Source organism: Nonomuraea rosea, assembly GCF_039539705.1.
Lineage (GTDB): Bacteria > Actinomycetota > Actinomycetes > Streptosporangiales > Streptosporangiaceae > Nonomuraea > Nonomuraea rosea.
Genome location: NZ_BAABDQ010000006.1, coordinates 1 through 17059, shown reverse-complemented (window position 1 = coordinate 17059; position 17059 = coordinate 1). Strand labels below are relative to the sequence as shown.

General features: G+C 68.2%; 16 protein-coding genes. 11 read left to right on the top strand and 5 right to left on the bottom strand.

Features of this window, described 5'->3' with window-relative positions; all coding sequences use genetic code 11:
* Positions 1-7: 7 nt before the first annotated feature.
* The 4 genes from ABEA43_RS16375 to ABEA43_RS16360 form a co-directional block, all read right to left on the bottom strand.
* Positions 8-880: an inositol monophosphatase family protein gene (locus tag ABEA43_RS16375; RefSeq protein WP_345562639.1), complete on the bottom strand. Its 873-nt coding sequence runs from the start codon at positions 878-880 to the stop codon at positions 8-10.
* A 141-nt stretch (positions 881-1021) separates the two neighbouring features.
* Positions 1022-1501 (bottom strand): hypothetical protein, encoded by a 480-nt coding sequence (locus tag ABEA43_RS16370; RefSeq protein WP_345562637.1) that lies wholly within the window; start codon positions 1499-1501, stop codon positions 1022-1024.
* Between the two features lie 451 nt (positions 1502-1952).
* Positions 1953-2492, bottom strand: coding sequence for a GNAT family N-acetyltransferase (locus ABEA43_RS16365; RefSeq protein WP_345562635.1), 540 nt, complete (start codon positions 2490-2492; stop codon positions 1953-1955).
* A gap of 2 nt (positions 2493-2494) precedes the next feature.
* The gene (locus ABEA43_RS16360; protein ID WP_345562633.1) at positions 2495-3823 is read right to left on the bottom strand and encodes a helix-turn-helix domain-containing protein; all 1329 of its coding nucleotides are present in this window, start codon (positions 3821-3823) and stop codon (positions 2495-2497) included.
* Positions 3824-4106: 283 nt separating this feature from the next.
* On the opposite strand from ABEA43_RS16360, the gene ABEA43_RS16355 reads away from it, so the two are divergent.
* From ABEA43_RS16355 to fxlM (ABEA43_RS16310), 10 genes are all read left to right on the top strand, one after another.
* Complete coding sequence (locus tag ABEA43_RS16355; protein WP_345562631.1) at positions 4107-4403, top strand: hypothetical protein; 297 nt, start codon at positions 4107-4109, stop codon at positions 4401-4403.
* Between the two features lie 506 nt (positions 4404-4909).
* Complete coding sequence (locus ABEA43_RS16350) at positions 4910-5245, top strand: hypothetical protein (protein WP_345562630.1); 336 nt, start codon at positions 4910-4912, stop codon at positions 5243-5245.
* A gap of 69 nt (positions 5246-5314) precedes the next feature.
* Entirely contained in the window at positions 5315-6529 is a 1215-nt protein-coding gene (gene fxlM / locus ABEA43_RS16345) for a methyltransferase, FxLD system (RefSeq protein ID WP_345562629.1), read from the top strand.
* 87 nt (positions 6530-6616) lie between these two features.
* Positions 6617-6820, top strand: a complete 204-nt coding sequence (locus tag ABEA43_RS16340; RefSeq protein ID WP_345562627.1) for an FxLD family lanthipeptide — start codon at positions 6617-6619, stop codon at positions 6818-6820.
* A 100-nt stretch (positions 6821-6920) separates the two neighbouring features.
* Positions 6921-10001 carry a lantibiotic dehydratase gene (locus ABEA43_RS16335; RefSeq protein ID WP_345562625.1) on the top strand — a complete coding sequence of 1027 codons (3081 nt, stop codon included), beginning with the start codon at positions 6921-6923 and terminating at the stop codon, positions 9999-10001.
* A complete protein-coding gene (locus ABEA43_RS16330) occupies positions 9998-11230 on the top strand; it encodes a lanthionine synthetase C family protein (protein WP_345562623.1) in 1233 nt (410 codons plus the stop codon). Before ABEA43_RS16335 ends, ABEA43_RS16330 begins: the two co-directional genes overlap by 4 nt.
* Before the next feature lie 17 nt (positions 11231-11247).
* Entirely contained in the window at positions 11248-12084 is an 837-nt protein-coding gene (locus ABEA43_RS16325; RefSeq protein WP_345562621.1) for a thiopeptide-type bacteriocin biosynthesis protein, read from the top strand.
* Positions 12081-13226 (top strand): hypothetical protein, encoded by a 1146-nt coding sequence (locus tag ABEA43_RS16320; protein WP_345562620.1) that lies wholly within the window; start codon positions 12081-12083, stop codon positions 13224-13226. Before ABEA43_RS16325 ends, ABEA43_RS16320 begins: the two co-directional genes overlap by 4 nt.
* Positions 13227-13485: 259 nt before the next feature.
* Complete coding sequence (locus ABEA43_RS16315; RefSeq protein WP_345562618.1) at positions 13486-13983, top strand: DUF6624 domain-containing protein; 498 nt, start codon at positions 13486-13488, stop codon at positions 13981-13983.
* Positions 13984-14085: 102 nt separating this feature from the next.
* Complete coding sequence (fxlM, locus tag ABEA43_RS16310; protein WP_345562616.1) at positions 14086-15315, top strand: methyltransferase, FxLD system; 1230 nt, start codon at positions 14086-14088, stop codon at positions 15313-15315.
* A gap of 837 nt (positions 15316-16152) precedes the next feature.
* Here the strand turns inward: fxlM (ABEA43_RS16310) and ABEA43_RS16305 are convergent.
* On the bottom strand, positions 16153-16296 hold the full coding sequence (locus ABEA43_RS16305) for a hypothetical protein (protein ID WP_345562614.1): 144 nt from the start codon (positions 16294-16296) through the stop codon (positions 16153-16155).
* 222 nt (positions 16297-16518) lie between these two features.
* Here ABEA43_RS16305 and ABEA43_RS16300 point away from each other — a divergent pair.
* Positions 16519-17059: hypothetical protein (locus ABEA43_RS16300; protein WP_345562612.1), on the top strand; the 541-nt coding region annotated here is incomplete at its 3' end.

Below are 17059 nucleotides of genomic sequence, written 5' to 3'. Positions count from 1 at the left end.
CACCAGGCTAGGTGGCGTCTATAGAGCTGACGATGTCTTGAGCAAGGGCCAGGCTGGAAGCGGCCACGAACTTCTGTCGTCTGTCCATGGCCTTATTGATATCGGCCATGCTGCCGAACTGGTAGTCCAAGGGGACGGGGTCGCCGTCGAGATCGAGGACCACGCCGCCCGCGGCATCGAGGATGTAGTGCCCTGGCGCCAAGTCCCAGACGGCGAAGCCCTTCGCGAACTCAATTGTCGCGTCGGTGAAGCCGGCCGCGACGTGGCACAGGCTGATGGATCCGAAGTCGACTCCGATGCGGCCACGAGTGGCGCCGTCAGCGGAGGGCTGGCTTAGCGCGTCGATCAGGCGGGTTTGCCGGCCTAGCGGTTGCAGTCGTTCAGCGGGTTTCATGAGGTAGTTCGTGATCAGTGCCTCGTGCAGTTCGGCGAAACGGTGGAGCTTCAGCTCGTGTGCCTTGCCGTCTTGTGTGTAGACGAACGCCTGGTCCTGGCCGTCCTCGTCGCGGGCGGCGAGGTAGATCTGAAGGTGGTGGAAGATGTCGCCCACCACTGCGGCGATGGGCCGGGCGAGGCTGCGGGAATACACCATGACGTGCGTGTAACCGTAGAGGGCGCGGACGGCCAGCTCGCTGGTGTCGAGCGGATCGACCAGGACGCACAGGTCCGGCTCTGGGTCGGCTCCGATGACTTGCGGGTCGGCCTCTTCGGAGGCGTAGACGTACGAGGGAATGATCGGAGTCAGCAGCTCTCGATAGCGCTCATGCATCCACAGGTCGTGGGCGGACAGGAAGTTGTCGGAGTGGCGCAGGTTGGCGGCCTCTGATCGTTGTCCTGAGAGCGCGACCTGGATCAGGCGTGGCCGGATCTCCCCGATCACCTGTGCGACCAGCTCGGCGAGGTTGTGGGCGAGGGCGGGGAGGGTGGGAGAGGTTGTCACGACGGGGCCTCCGTACCGTTCAGCGCAGCTCCAACGGGGCGAGGGAACCAATTGGCAGGTCGCGAGGGAAACCCATGGCGCTTACCCTCTCGCGGCGCCCTCGGGCCAGATGACGGTTACGGGGAGGCCGCGTTCCCGGGCCTCCGCCACGACCTCGGCCGTACCGCCCGAGCCGGTACCGGGCTGTCCATCCCAGACGGCCACCAGCTCATCGACTGATGACAGTACCGCCTCGTTGGCGGCCTCGTACGCCTGCCGGTTGGCGTGGTCGAAGTCCATGAGACGGACGGTCTTCGCCGCCGCCATGAGCCGGTCGAACTGTTCGGCATGATCCGGCTTCACCTTGGCCTGCCGGTAGTCCCGCGACGGCAGCACCACCTCCAGCGACCCGCCGGCCGCGAGCACCGCGTCAGCGAACACGCTGTCCGCCCCGCGAGCGATGCAGGATACGCCCACGAGTTCGCCGGTGGACGAGGCAAGGTGCGCGCAGAGCGCGTTGGCGACGAGGTGGGCCGTCGCCGGGGTCAGGTTCATGTGGCCGGTCACGCCGATACGCATCATCGAGTCCTTCCTGAGCGCCGGTTCCTAGCGTGCCAGCGTCTCGCGGACGCAACACGGCGAGCTGATGTCTCAGGACCAGAATCTCCGCGTCCTTCGACCTCCGCGAGCGACTCAGCAGCACCACCCAGCCTGAGAGTCGAACAAAGATTAGATAAACTAGCCGCAGCGCCATGGACGCGATCATGCCTGCCAACGCTGAAACGCCAAACCCCCAGGTCAGTCCCAACGGCGGAGTTTCCGGCAACCACAGGCACCGACGGACGCCCGTTCACCGGCGCGTACATGTCCACGAACGCCTGCGACGGGATCACCACCCGCCGATGTTCGGCCAGGAACGCGAACACGCTCCCGGCACACGACCCACGCCTCAGGCCCGGCCGGAACCCTGCGACGACCCATCATGAGCCGAATCTGAATCCCGAAACTCCGCCTGGCCAGACCACCAAGATCTTCAGAACATTCCCAGATCGATCAACATGATGTCCATGGCTGGTGCATCCGACGCGGGTTGCGACTGGCCGATAACCCGCCACCCCCAGCGCAGGTACATCCCGTGAGCGGCGGCCACCGGTCGGGCTGTCAGCGTCGCGTATCGCTCATCTCGGTTGCTCAGCAGCTTGGCCAGGAGTTGTCTGCCCACGCCGCTGCCCCTGTAGTCGTCACGAACCATCAACTCGATCACCGCGAGCTTGGTCTCCTTCAGGATTTCGTCAGGAGGCGGCTTAAGCGCACCACGCCACCAGCGCCCGGCTTCCATCGTGAATCCGTAGGTGTATCCAACGAGATCCGATCCGTCCTCGGCGGACACCGTCGCGAAACCAGGGGTCTGTGCCTGGGCGGAGGCGCGCTCAAGATATGCGGCCCGGCTGAAGAGGGGGTTGCCCTCGTAGGAGGGGTCAGCGTGGACGTCCTCATAGAGCTGAACATACGGCTCACTCACGACGGCCATGCCTGCGGTCTCACCGGTCTGAACGCGGTAGGAGATCGTCATGTTCACACATCCGACACGCTGTCTGGCGGAAGCGCGAGCACCCGCTGGTACTCCACCGCAGCGGCTTGCTGCTGCTTGCCCTGCAGGCTCTGAGGCACAGCGGTCAGGACCGCCTCCGCATCGAACCGAACGAAGATTGTTCGGTCGTGCTCAGGAAGCTCGGCGACCGCGTCGCGGGCGAGGTCGAGCCCGGCTACGATGTCGCCGCTCCTCACGTGATGCAGCGCGCGGTGCAGGCGCAACTGCGCCCGGCCTCGGGCGTTGCTCTCTGGATAGCTCGCCAGGGCGGCTCGTTGAGCTTCGTCATCATTCGGCATGTTGCTGCCGTAGATGGTGGCGAAGCTCCTCGTATGCATGAGCCGTTCCTCTGGCCATCCGAACGCAGAGTCATGATCGTCGCGGACGCTGGACGGCAGCAGCTTGAATACCTGCGCCTGCTCTCGCAACGCCACCAGGGAGCCGTCCCTGTTGCCCTGCATCGCGCGAACCTGGGCCTGGACCGCCAGAGCCATGGTGGCTCCGGCACACGGGACGCCCTCTGCTGCGGCGAGCGCTTCGTCGGCGTTGTTCAGCAGTACCGGAACAGGCCGGTGCTCATACAGTCCTTGGACTGCCTGCTTGGACAGGATGTAGGCCAGCAGTTGCCCGTCACCACTGAACTCAGCCGCCTCGCGGGCCTTGTTCCACCAGCCACGAGATTCACGCGGATGGCCGGCGGAGCCAAGCGCGCGCGCCAGGAGGCACAGGAGTTGCGCGTTGATGCGCTGCCAGGAGGCCGCGGTAGGGGTACCGGGGCCTAGTCTCTGGAGGTTCTGCTGGATGTCTATGACGTCTTGGGCCAGATCTTTCACCAGGTCAGGTATCGGATGTGTGTGGAATGCGAGAGCGCGTTCCCACACAATTTCTTCCCAGTCCTGGACTCGGTCCGGTCCTATCAAATGGCGCAGGTTGTCGAGTGAAGGCAGCGCGGCCGTGGTGCCGAGAGCTGCGAGACTTGCGAGGATTTGGCGTCGGACATAGTCCATATCCCTATCATGCCCCCTGTCCGTTTCGGGGGTAACACGTGACGTGTGGTCAATTGAGGCGACCACTTCTCTGAGTGTGACAAGTAGGCCCCGCGTGTCATAGAGATCGTCTAGGCGACGCATCGCATCCTCGGGAATCTTTCGCCTCCCTGTCTCCCATTTGGCCAGGTTGGAGCGATCGTCACTGGTCTGAGCCTGCACGGCCTGCAAGCTGAGCCGGTGCATCTCGCGGATGCGTCGCATTTCTGAGCCGAGGCGCAGCCAGGCGGTTAGAGCCGGGTCTGATTCAGGAGCACCGGTATTCATGATTCGAACTCCTGTATTGGTCGCCTGTGGTCGTGTGGTCAATTCAGATGACCACGTCGATTGCCTTCAGCACCGGTTACAAGAAATCCATCATGGCACTACCGCATAGCGACTGCACGTGATCGGAGGGACGCGCAGCCGTACCACCCAACCCGGACGTGAGATTTCGATGAGCCCCTCAGATACGGTTCCCGGCGCCAACTCCAAAGTCCCGACGGCGGGTCCAGGCGTGCCTTCTCATGCCAGGCCGGCCGCATCCAACGCGGCTTCCCCAGGCGTCAGGGTGTCAAGCAAGCTGAGCGACGACAAGGCCCGCTGCCTGGCGCAAGACGTGGAGCGCTGGTGCCGCTACCGGTGGCTGGTGATGTGGGAGCCGTATCGCCGCGTCTTCACGGCCTACCCCCTGTACGACCACGTCATCGCCACCCCGGTCGAGGGCAAGAGCGCCCGCAAAGTATGGAAGCGCATCCTCGACGTCGACCAGGAGCTGTTCCTCGCTGCGGTCGAGGCCACTCCGGTGCGCCCGCTCACGGTCGTCGTCCACCGACTCCCTGACTTCCTGACGGAGGTGTTCAGGTGACAAGACGAGACGTGGCCAGGCAGGCGATCCGGTGCGCAGTCGGGACTGCTACGCCGCCACGTCTTGGCGCGGCCGGTCGAGGACGGTTCATCCATTGCCGGCCGCGCACTCCGGCGCGGACCCATGTCCAGAATTCAAGCACCGTCAGGGTCCGCGCCGCCTACAACTCGCAGTCCACGCGGAGCTCCTGTCCGACGTGGGCTGCGAGGTCCAACCCCTGGCCGGCTTCTCTTCCCCAAGGCGTCCTTTCACCAGGCGCTGCCCAACCCGCGGCCGGGACCGAGGGAGGCGGATCTGGGCGGCCGTCTGGCCGCCTCCCTCACCCCCTCTGGGCGCACAACGCCGGGACACCTGCCGGGAAGGTCACGCCATGGACGCCGGTTGCGCACTCTCGATCCTCGCCCTCACGGCCGGTACGTCGCCCGCTGGCGCCGGTGCCTGCCACCTTGTTCTTACTGCTCACCCCATCGCAGAAGACAGTCATGCCCCGGTGGAAAGAGCAGACGATGGCAGCCAGAGCCCGCCAACCCGTGACGGTTGAGCCGAAGCAAGACGAGCAGGAGTCGGCGCCTGCGTTCGTGTGGGAGCCGTACACACCGGGCAGCGTGCTCCGGGTCTCCCACACCTCCTGCTGCGGCCTGTATGAGTGGGCCGCCGAGGGCGGCCAGTTCTTCGTGCTGCGCTCCGCCGGTGACAGAGGTTACGAAGAGACCGGACGCGGCCGCTATCGCCAGGCCCTCGACGTCTACATCGCCCTCGCCGAAGCCCACCGCGGCGAACATCTGCGCCGCGGGGAAAGACCGGATCCCGACACCTTCCTCCTGAATGGACGGCGCGGCTAACCCGTGGGCCCGGCCCGCTCACAGCCACCATCGACCAGTTGCCCATCACAACAAGAAAAAGGACTACTCGTGACCGACGTGACCACCAACAACGACGCTGAGGAAGCCGCAATCCTGCGAGCCGCCCTCGTCCGGGAGCTCCGCGAGCAAGGGGCGATCCAGTCCGACGCCGTGGCGGCGGCCGTCGCCACCGTGCCGCGCCACCTGTTCACGCCGGGCGTGCCGCTGGAGACCGCCTACGCCCCGGACAACGCGCCGGTCGTCAAACCGGGCGACAACGGCGGCAGGCATCGCAGCGTCGTCTCCGCCGCCCACCTCCAAGCCACCATGCTGGAAGCGGCCGAGATCAAACCCGGCATGCACGTGTGCGAGTACGGTTCCGGCGGCTACAACGCGGCGCTGATCGCCGAGCTCGTCGGCGACAGCGGGCGCGTCACCACCGTGGACATCGACCCGGACATCGTCGAGCGGGCCCGCAACTTCCTCGACGAAGCCGGCTACCACCACGTGAACGTGGTGCAGGGCGACGCGGAGCAGGGCGTGCCGGAGGCCGCACCTCTCGACAGGGTGATCGGCACGGCAGGCTTCTGGGACATCCCGCCCGCGTGGCTGGAACAGCTCGCCGACGATGGCCGGATCGTCGTCCCGCTCCGGTTCAAAGGGACGACCCGCTGGATCGTCTTCGACCGCGACACGTCGGGGCTGATCAGCCGCAACTACGGATTGTGCTCCTTCGTGCCGGTCCAGGGGGCCGGCACGCACACCGAGCGGACCGTCACGATCGATGACGGCGTGGTGGTGTGCCTCGACGACGAGGACCTCAACGTTGACGCGGAGGCGCTGCGCAGGGCGTTGCACCTGCCGCGAATCGAACGCTGGTCCGGGGCCGTGTTCGACATGCCCGACGAGCAGACGCTGTTCCTGCTCACCAGCGACTCGAACATGGCGCTGCTGCACGCCGACCAGACCCGCATCGATCAGGAACTGGTGGCGCCTTCCACCGCGCGGGGCGTACCCGTCCTGATCAGCGGCGACAGCTTCGCCTACCGGACCAGACGCCCCGACGAGCAGAACGGCGGATTCGAGAGCGGCGTCTACGCCCACGGGCCCTCGGCCGAGGACGTGGCCGCCCGGTACGTGGAGCTGCTGCGCCAGTGGGCGGACAAGTACCACCGGCGCGGTGCCGCGTCCATCCAGTACATCCCTAAGGCCGCCACCCCGCCGACCTCCTCTGCCGGGGTCATCACCAAGCGGCACGGGACTGTCGTCATCAGCTATCCCTAGACCTCCAGGCACCTGGGGCAGAGCAGCCGATCTGCCCCAGGACCGCGCTGGAGAGCCCCACCCGTTCCAACGAAAGAGGTACCTGTCATGACCGCCCGCACTATCGGAGGTACGGCAACGCTCGCGCCTCTCGCGCCCGAAGCCCAGGCCGTCGAAGGCTGGAGTCCGGAGGAGTGGAAGGACCTGGACGTGTCCTTCGTCGAATCCGGCGTGGCAGCCGAGCAACTCATCCGGATGACCGACGACCAGTGCAACTCGACGTGCGGAACCGCGTGCACGAGTTGCCCGTAGGCGTCACCGCACGCCTGACGGCGTCCGACGCCTAACCCCAAGCGCCCGGCCGGCGCGACTCATCGGCTGGCCGGGCCACCCCCGACTTCGGGAGCGGCACATGTACCGATGCCTCGACGCTGCGGTGTTGCGCGCCCCGGCGTGGCATCCCGACCAGCAGTCCGGACCATGGCCGGACCTGACCGGGCCGCAGGCGAGACCCGCCTCATGGCGGGCATGGCTGGCTGACACGTGGCAACGGCCAGGCTTCGCGGCGGCAGTGGAGCAGGCCAGCCCGGATCTGGCGCGGCGGGTGCGCGGGATCTGTGCCGGACGGCCGATGTCTGACCCGGGAGTGCGCCGGGCTGTGCTGTCCGTGATGCGCTACCTCCTGCGTGCCTCCGGCCGCGCGACACCGTTCGGCCTGTTCGCCGGGGTCGCTCCGGCTCGCCTCAGCACCGCAACGAACCTGCCCGCAGTACGCATCGGGGACGCGCATCGCCCAGTGGCCCGGGTCACGGCAGAGTGGCTCTCAGCGGTTGTTCAGCGACTGGAAAGCGAGACGACGCTCCGGCGGCGCATGACCGTGATGGCCAACAACCTCGTGTTCGAGCGGGACGACCGCCTGGTGCTCGAACACCGCGCCAGCATCGTACCGGGCGGTGCGCCAGGGGAGGTGAGCCTGCGCGCCACCGGGCCGGTACGGGAAGCGCTCCGGCTGGCGCGTGATCCGCTCCCGGTCGCTGACCTGATAAATCGATTGTCAGTCGTCTCGCCGCGGACTCCTGAGACCGTCATCAACGCGCTCGTGGCCGAGCTGGTGACCCAGCGCCTCTTGCTCACCTGTCTGCGCCCGCCGATGACGACCCCCGATCCGCTCGGCCACCTCCTGCATGAGCTGGCCGCCGCGAAAGCGGACGAGATCGGCGAGGTCGCCGACATCGTAAAGGGCTTGCACGCCATCGCCGACGAACTCGCCCAGCACGACCGTGCCCCGGCCGCCACAGCGGGCGATCACCGAGCACGCGCGTCGGCCGCGATGGCGGCCATCCACCGCACCACACGCTCGCCATTCGCGGTCGATCTACGCCTGGACGCAGAGGTGACAGTGCCCGTCGCCGTGGCGGCAGAGGCCGCCCAGGCGGCAGCCGCGCTCGTCCGCCTGGCTCACTGCCCGGCGCTCAACGCGGGGTGGGTGGCCTGGCATGCACGGTTCTTGGACCGCTACGGCCCGCGCGCCCTGGTCCCGCTGAGGGACATTGTCGACGCCGACATCGGGCTCGGCTACCCGCCCGGGTACGGCGACGACACTCACGCCTCCGGCCGTGAGACGCTGACCGACCGCGACCGCAATCTGCTGGCGCTGGCGCACAACGCCGCGATGCGCCGCCAGCGCGAGATCCTGCTCGACGACGACATGATCACCTGCCTCGGCGCGGCAGCCCCGGACGCACCGGTACAGCCCACCACCGAGGTGACCGTACGGATTGACGCGCCCACCGCCCAGGCGTTGGCCGAGGGTCGCTTCACCCTCGTCATCGCCGGGGCATCCCGTAGCGCGGGCACCATTACCGGCCGGTTTCTGGACTTGTTGGAGGACGAAGACCGACAGCGGATGACCGCCCTGTACGCGAATCTACCTACGGGCACCCGAGACGCGCTCGCGGTGCAGCTCGCGGCTCCAGCGCCGTACACCAGTACCGAGAACGTCGCCCGCGCCCCCCTGGTGCTGGCACACATACTGCCGATCGGCGACCACCCCGCTGGCGATGGCACGCAGTTACTCACGCTGGCTGATCTCGCCGTCACCGCCGACCTGCACGGCATCTACCTGGTGTCGCTGTCGCGCCGCCAAACCGTCGAACCGGTGATTCTCAACGCGGTCAACCTGATCCAGCACACGCACCCGCTGGTGCGGTTCCTTCTCGAAGCGCCGCACGCGCTGCAGATCCCGTGCGCCGGTTTCCACTGGGGTGCGGCAGCCGCGCTGCCGTTCGTTCCGGCGCTGCGCTACCGGCGGACGATCCTGTCGCCTGCCCGTTGGCGGCTCACCGCAGCTGACGTGCCCGCGCCCTCGGAGCACTGGCAGGAATGGGACCGTGCGTTCGCCGCCTGGCGGACGATGGTGGCGCTGCCTGGGACGGTCTGCCTCGGCGGCGGTGACCAGCACCTCCGGCTCAATCTCGGCGAGCCCGCGCACCGCGCCCTGCTGCGCGCCCAGGTGGACCGCGCCGGCACTGCCGTGCTCCGTGCCGCTCCAGACCCGGACGCGGCCGGCTGGATCGGCGGATTCCCTCACGAGATCACGATTCCGCTCGCCGCCACCGGCAGGGCTGCCGAGCCGCCCCAGCTCGCGAGCGAGGTGACCGCCCGCGACCACGGCCACCTTCCTGGACAGCATGGGCGGATCTCGCTGAAGCTGTACGGCCACCCCGACCGGCATGACGCCCTCCTCACCCGTCACCTGCCCCGCCTGGCAGATGAGCTCGGCAGCGACGCCCAATGGTGGTTCCTGCGCTATCACGACCCCGGCCACCATCTCCGGATCCGCCTCACGGTCCCCGTCGAACGGTTCACCGACGCCGCCGCCCACGTCACCGTATGGAGCGAGCAAGTGCGCCAGGCCGCGCTGACGGCGCACGTGCAGTGGGACACCTATTTCCCCGAAGCCACGCGCTTCGGTGGCCCCGCCGCCATGGACGCGGTCGAGACGTACTTCGCGGCTGACTCGGCCACCGCAGTCACCCAGTTGATCGCGATCACCTCTCAAGGAGGGCCCAACCTGCACGCCATGACCGCCGCCAGCCTGCTCGACATCGCCTCTGCCTTCCTCGGCGACACCGCCACGGCGATGCGCTGGCTCATCCGCCATACCCAAGCCGACGCCTCCCCGCCTGAGCGCGCCATCTATGACCAGGCCATACGCTTGGCCAGGCCGGACGACCATGAAGCCCTGGCCGCGCACCTGGCAGGTGGGCAAATCGTCTCCTGCTGGGCTCGGCGGCGGCAGACGCTCACCGCTTACCGTCACGTGCTGGAGAAGACGGGCACGCTGCCTCCGGCTGCCGTGCTGCCGGATCTGCTGCACCTGCATCACGTCCGTATGGCCGGCACGTCGCTGGCCAGCGAGCGGGCGTGCCTGCACTTGGCGCGCGCCGCCGCCTTGAGCTGGAGCGCCCGCCCCAGGAAGAGCAGGCCATGACCGAGCCGCACGCAGACGCGCTGGCCGTCGCGGATGCGGTCGCCGCGGCGCTGGCCGCCCCGCAACCGTGGGCAGCCCAACCGCCGGGCCGCGGCCTGCTCTGGCCCCAATCGCTGTGGGCCGGGGCGGCCGGTATCGCCCTGCTACACATCGAGCGTGCCCGCTCTGGACGCGGCGATCCCATCACGGCGCACGCCTGGCTGAACGTGGCCATCTCCGGCGCGTTGACGAAGGCGGCGAACGCGAACCTGTTCTTCGGAGCTCCTGCGCTCGCCTTCACCACGCACGCGGCCGCAGGCACCTCACGCCGTTACCGGAGCATCCTGCAGCGCCTGGACGAGGCGGTCACGTCGATCACCCGCGCCCGCCTGGCGGCAGCGCATGCCCGCATCAACCGCGGTGAACAGCCCGAGATGAAGGAGTTCGACCTGATTCGCGGGCTGACCGGCCTGGGCACCTACCACCTGCGCCGCCACCCGGACCACTCGATCACCGGCGACGTGCTGTCCTACCTGGTACGTCTCACTGAGCCGCTGCCCGCTGGCAGCGAGCTGCCGCCGTGGTGGACGAGCGTCGCACCGAACGGGGAGCCCAGCTCGAACTACCCACATGGGCACGGCAACCTTGGCATGTCCCACGGCATCAGCTCGGCTCTGGCCCTGCTGTCCCTGGCGGCGCTGCGCAACGTGAACGTAGCCGGCGCGAAAGAGGCGATCGAACGGATCTGCGCCTGGACTGACCTCTGGCGGCAACAGGACGACGCCGGCGCGTGGTGGCCCGGAGCGATCACCATCGAGCAGGCGCGCGAACAGCGCATCCACCCGTCGCAATGCCCCCGCCCGTCGTGGTGCTATGGGATCAGCGGCACGGCCCGCGCCCAGCAACTGGCCGGCCTGGCCCTCGCCGACGAGACCCGGCAGCAGACCGCCGAAGAGGCGATGCAGGCCACCCTGCGCGACCCCGTGCAGCTCGATCGGCTCCCGGAGAGCGGACTGTGCCACGGTTTAGCCGGGCTGCTCCACTGCGCCTGGCGGATGGCCGCCGACGCACGCACCGCGCGCATCGGCGACGAACTTCCCAACCTTGCCGCCCGGCTCGCCGCGCAGATCTCCCCCACCGCGCCGCAGACCGGGCTCCTCGACGGTGTCGCGGGGGCCGCGCTCGCCCTGCACGCCCTCGGCACCGGCGCTGTGACGTCGTGCTGGGACACCGTCCTGCTCATGGCCTGACCTGGAGGCAACCCCGAATGGATCCCCGCCCGTGGTGGCAAGTCAACATCGCCTTCCCCGACTGGGCCACGGCCGAGCACACAGCCGTGACCCACCTCGCTCCGATAATGGCCCAGGCCGAAGACGAGCAGATCGTCACCTCCTGGTTCTTCACGCGCAAGATGCCATGCTGGCGGGTCCGCTACGTACCCAGCAGCGGCCGAGCCCATGGCTACCTTCGGCACCACATGGACGACCTCATCCGGCAGGGCCTCGTCGGTACTGCGACCGAAGTCCTCTACGAGCCGGAAACGCACGCTTTCGGCGGCGGCGAGGCCATGCGATGCGCCCACGAGCTTTTCCACCTCGACAGCCGGTACCTGCTCGCCCGCCTCGCCTCCTCGCCCGGCGTCGAGCACCGCCGCGAACTGTCGATCCTGCTCTGCACCGCCCTGCTGCGCTCAGCCGGGCTCGACTGGTACGAGCAGGGCGACGTGTGGGGGCGGGTAGCCGACCACCGCGACCTCCCGCACCCGATCCCGCCCGAGCGCCGCCACACGCTGGAGGCTGGCGTGCGGCAGCTGATGAGCGTGGACGCCGGCCCCCTCCTGCGTGACGGCGCACCTCTGGGGTTCGCTGCCAACTGGTCGGCCGCTTTCGATGCCACCGGTTACGAACTGGCCGCGCTGGCGACCAAGGGGCTACTGCACCGCGGCCTGCGCGCCGTCCTCGCCCACCACATCGTCTTCGCGTGGAACCGGCTCGGCCTGCCCTACGCCGCCCAGGCCGTCCTCGCCCACACTGCCAAACAGATCGTGTTCGGGTGCGACCCCACCGGCGCCCAGATCGAGGAGACAAGGAGCAAGACGTCATGAACGCCCCGCTGCAGCAGGCTGCGCAGCGCTTTCCCCTGATCGCCCGGCCCCGGCCGACGTGCCTGCCGCTCAGAGCACGGATCGCCGAGCTACGCGACCTCGCCGACGCCGCCGCCCACGACACGCAGGAAGGCCACCTCACGCTGGCCGCCGAGACGCTGAACAAGGCGGCCCTGATCGCCAGCGACTGCGGCGCCACCGCTCTGGCCCACTCGCTGTGCTGGCGGCACTTCGCCGCCTACCTGCACGCCTGGCCGCTGGACGCCTCCCGGACACGCTCGGCTCTGGAGCCGCTCGTCAACCTCGCCCGGCTGGCCATCCGCGACCACGATGGCGCCCGCGGCTACCTGCTGCTGCACACCCTCTTCCACGCCCTCAGCTCCAGCGGCACCGCCGACATCGATGGCCATCGCGTCCCGCTCGATGGCCTCACCCACACCGAGGATGATCTCCACACGGTCCGTAAATGGCTGTGGGGCGTCTTCCTGAACGAGGGCATCCGGGCCCTCATCAGCGCAGGCCAATGGGACCAGGCGGTCGCCCACGCCCAGCAGTACCGCGGCGTCGGGCAACGACTCCTGGACGGCCGACAGGCCACCATCGTCGCGCACTGCATCGCCGGAGACACCGACACCGCTCTGAAGCTCGTCACCACCAGCGCGCCCGAGCAGCCATGGGAACACGCGGTGGCCGGTTGCCTGGACGCGCTATGCCGCTGTGCGGCCGGACACTCACCCGGCGACACTCTCGCCGGGGTCCAACGCCGGTATCGCGAGCTCGACCGGACACCGGAGCTGCTGGTCTTCCGCACCCGCCTCGGCCTCACCGTCCTCGACCTCGCCGCCGATACCAACCAGCTCCCTGCTGCCCGCATATTCACCTGCCTGATCACCGACATCCTCGCAACGCCAGACGGGTACGCCGCGCGAGAAGTCCTGGCCCACAAACGCGCCAGCACGCTGCTCAACCTTGCCGAGCAGCACGAACTCACCGCAGCCGTGCAAGGCACCGGGCTTGGGACCGGATCGGTGCCGGAGCCACTGATGTCCGACCTCTTTTCGGCCGTGAGAACAAGCGAGAAAGTGATAGAGGCGGGCCTGGACGCATCCGCACAGACTCTCAACGGGAATCCGCGAGCCTAGGAAGACCACCCCGGCCGTGGTTGCGAACCCGCACTCTCACCACGGCAGCCGCCCGGTACGGGCCCAACCGGGCGGCGCAGCCATGAGACAGCGAACGCTGACCGCGGTCCCACGGCCGCCACTCAACACTTCCCACACGGCGGTCGAGAGCAATCCTGAAACTGGTCGAGTGTACCGGTATTGCTGGGAACGCAGAGATCGCAGTGCATGCCTCTGGCCGTCTGACAGCCGGCCTGCCTTATCCCGGAGGAGTTCCCGCATGAACACAACGCTCCGCGACGAGCTGCTGCAGCGCATGGAACGTGATCAAGCCGTCCGTACGGCCACGCCGCTCGGTCAGCCGATGACCGAGCAGGCCCGGCAAGAATGGAAGCAGGTCGACCACGACAACACCCGCTTCCTTCAGGAGGTCATCGCCGAACACGGCTGGCCCGGCTGCGACCTCGTCGGCGACAACGCCAGCCAGGCTGCCTGGCTCCTCGCGCAGCACGCCGACCACGACGTCGCCTTCCAACGCCGCTGCCTGGACCTCCTGCAGAAGGCCGCCGCCGCAGGGCAGGCCGAGCCATCGCACGTCGCGTATCTGACCGACCGGGTCTGCGTCGCCGATGGGCGCCCGCAGCTGTACGGCACGCAGTACCACGCACCCGAAGGACACCTCCAGCCGCGCCCCATCGACGACCCCGGCCATCTGGATCAGCGCCGCGCCCAGATGGGCCTTTGGTCCGCACGCCGAATACGACCAGCACATGCGTGAGCTGCACGAGCCGCCTCAAGTACAGCCCCGCAAACAGCCATGACCGCCTGCCATACTCGCCGGTTGCCTGACTCTATCGATGAGCGAAAGTAGCGTGGCCCGATGACCACCGACGCCGTCTCCCTACAATCTCCGGATCACCTGCGAGCCGCCATGGTCGACAAACTGATCGAGCGAGGCTCCATCCAATCCCCGCAGGTGGAAGCAGCCTTCGCGAAAGTCCCGCGCCACCGGTTCGCGCCCGAGACATCCCTGGCCGCTGCTTACTCGGCCCAGAACACCGTCACCACCAAGCGCGACACCGCAGGCGTGTCGACCAGCTCGATCAGCGCCCCATGGCTCCAAGCCGAAATGCTGCAAGCCGCCCAGCTCTTCCGCGGGGCGAAAGTCGCAGAAATCGGAAGCGGAGGCTACAACGCAGCCCTGATCGCTGAGATCGTGGGCCCCGAAGGTCTGGTTGTCTCCTTTGACATCGACCCGTGGGTCACCGAGCGGGCGACCCGCTTCCTGACCGAAGCCCGATATCCGCGGGTGAAGGTCGTCCTCGGCGACGCCGAGCACACCGTCGAACAGCACACACCCGAGGGCGGCTTCGATGCCATCATCGTCACCGTAGGCGTCTATGACATCCCATGGGGGCATCTGCTCGCCCCAACCGGCCGCATGGTGGTGCCTCTGAGGTTCTCCACAGTCAGCCGGTCGCTCACCTTCATCCGTGACGGTGACCACTTCGCCGGACTGGACCCAGTCGTCTGTGGGTTCGTCGCCTGCCAAGGGCAAGGCGCGCTGCCGGATCAGGTAGCAGCTTTGGCGGGCGGAGCGGTGAAGCTCACGCTGGAAAGCGGACCCCCGCTTGACGTCGCGGAACTTGAGAGCGCGCTGCGGGGCGAGCGGAGCGAGCTGTGGACCGGCGTCACCTTCGACTGGGCGGAGCCGGTCGACTCGCTGAACCTCTGGGGTGCCACAGCCGACGACGCCTTCGGCATGATCTGGCGAGACGAGACCCGCGAGGAAGGTCGCCTCATCGAGCCCGCCCTCCGCTGGTACTGCCCGGTCCTCATCACCGCCGGCAGCTTCGCCTACCTCACCTTCCGTGAACTCTCGCAAGGCGACGAAGGGCGCCGCTGGGAGTTCGGCGTCTACGGCCACGGCCGCGAGCGCGACCAGCTCGCTCAGAGGCTGCACGACCACGTGACCACCTGGGATCACCGCTGGCGCGCCCACCCCGGCCCAACCTTCGCCCTCTACCCCGCTCGTGCCGCGGTAGCATCGCCAGCGGTCGGGCGGATCTTCCGGAAGCGTCATACCCAGCTCATTCTCGGTTGGGAGTGAGCATCGCAGTGGTTGCACGCCTGCCACTCGCCCGTGATCTCTTCGGTCCACCGGCATCTACCGCCACGATGTCGTTGACCTCCTGCAGCGCCCCTGTCACGCCCACCAACCCTGGGACATCCATCCAAGCATCGCAGGGGCACGCTCCGGCCTAGAAGCCTCCTTCAGGCCGTAGCTGCGAGCGTCCACGGGGGTATCACTCCGTGGTGCGGCCGTCGGCGCCGCGCACGAGGTTCTTACGATGCGGGTCGCCGTGGATGGCGCGCGGCGCATGGGCGAACGACAGGTCGGCGTAGGCGGTCCGCAGCTCCTGCAGGAGGCCCAGGAGAAAGCGGGGTCGTCCTCGTGCAGGCCGGCGGCGTCGCGGATGTGGGAGTGCTGGCGGTAGAACGGGTCGAACGTGTGCAGCAGCTCCTTCGGCGGGGCAGGAAGCGCATGCAGGCGCCGCAGCAGCGCGCCAATGTCGCCGGGCCGACCCTGCTGCGGGTCCGGGATCTCCTCCCAGAACGTGATCACGCTGCCCATCGCGACCGGGTATCCCAATAGCCGGATGCGGTCGAGGTACGGCTATGAGCGGGTGACGGTGGCGAACGCGCCGAAGGGAACGTCGGGCGCGGTCGCCCACAGGCACCGGGCAGCGAACGGCGCGCGCTCCTCCAATCAGTCCATGTAGGCCTCGTCGCCGATGTACAAGTTGCCGAAGATGCCGGAGTCGGCGGCCCACACCCCCTGCTCCGGGATGTGGTTCCCGGAGGACCGGGGTTACGATGGCGCCGAGCCGGCCCGCGTGGACGTGCTCGCGGACCTGGTCGGTACTGGGCGGCGTGAGGTACAGCATCAGCGTCCGGGCACCGCGGCGAACAGAGCGGGCTGTTTCGCCTTCCTGCGGCGGGTGATGAGCCCGGCTTCGTGTCGGCGGCGCAGCTCAGCGAGCGTGAGCGGCTGTTTCACCCCGCGCACGGTTTCCGTGAAGATCGACACGTCCTTGCCGTGCTCCTCGCGGAACGCTGCTCCTCACGTTCGGCTTCGGCGTACCGACCAGGGAACCTCACAAGAGTCAGCAGCCACTGCTCCCGGCCAGCCCGGACGCACACCCCGCCGCAGTAGTGCGTGAGCAGGTTGTCTTCGAGCGCACGCCCCGGCCCACCTCCCGGTCCGGGCTCACCCATTGCCGACACCGATGTCCCGTGAAACCATCCGTCGATGCGTGTGAAACTGTTGCATCGCAATGGATTACGCCTCCTCCTGACCCTGGTCACAGCCGCCCTCTCCATCACACCCCTGGGCCTGGCCACCCCGGCATCCGCCGCCGTTCCCGACAGCCACAACTGCTGGTACGTCGCGCCAGGCAGCCCACCGAGCAAGACCGACGCCAAAACCGTCAACGACAGCGCGACGGTCCAGTGCGACGGTCCCGCGCGCCGCATCGACGCCACCCCGGCATCCGCCGCCGTTCCCGACGGCCACAACTGCTGGTACGTCGCGCCGGGCAGCCCACCGAGCATGACCGACGCCAAGACCGTCAACTACAGCGCGACGGTCCAGTGCGACGGTCCCGTGCGACGCATCGACCTCACCGTGGAACTGCTCTACCACGGGCTGATCGCCGGCCCCGGAGTAACCGTGAGCGGCCGCACCGACGTTTGGCAGAACACCACCCTGACCCCCGTGTTCGGCCTCGGCACCCCCAGCCCGGGCGCGTCGTGCGAGCCCGGCTATTACTCGGGCCGGGCGACCGCCACGG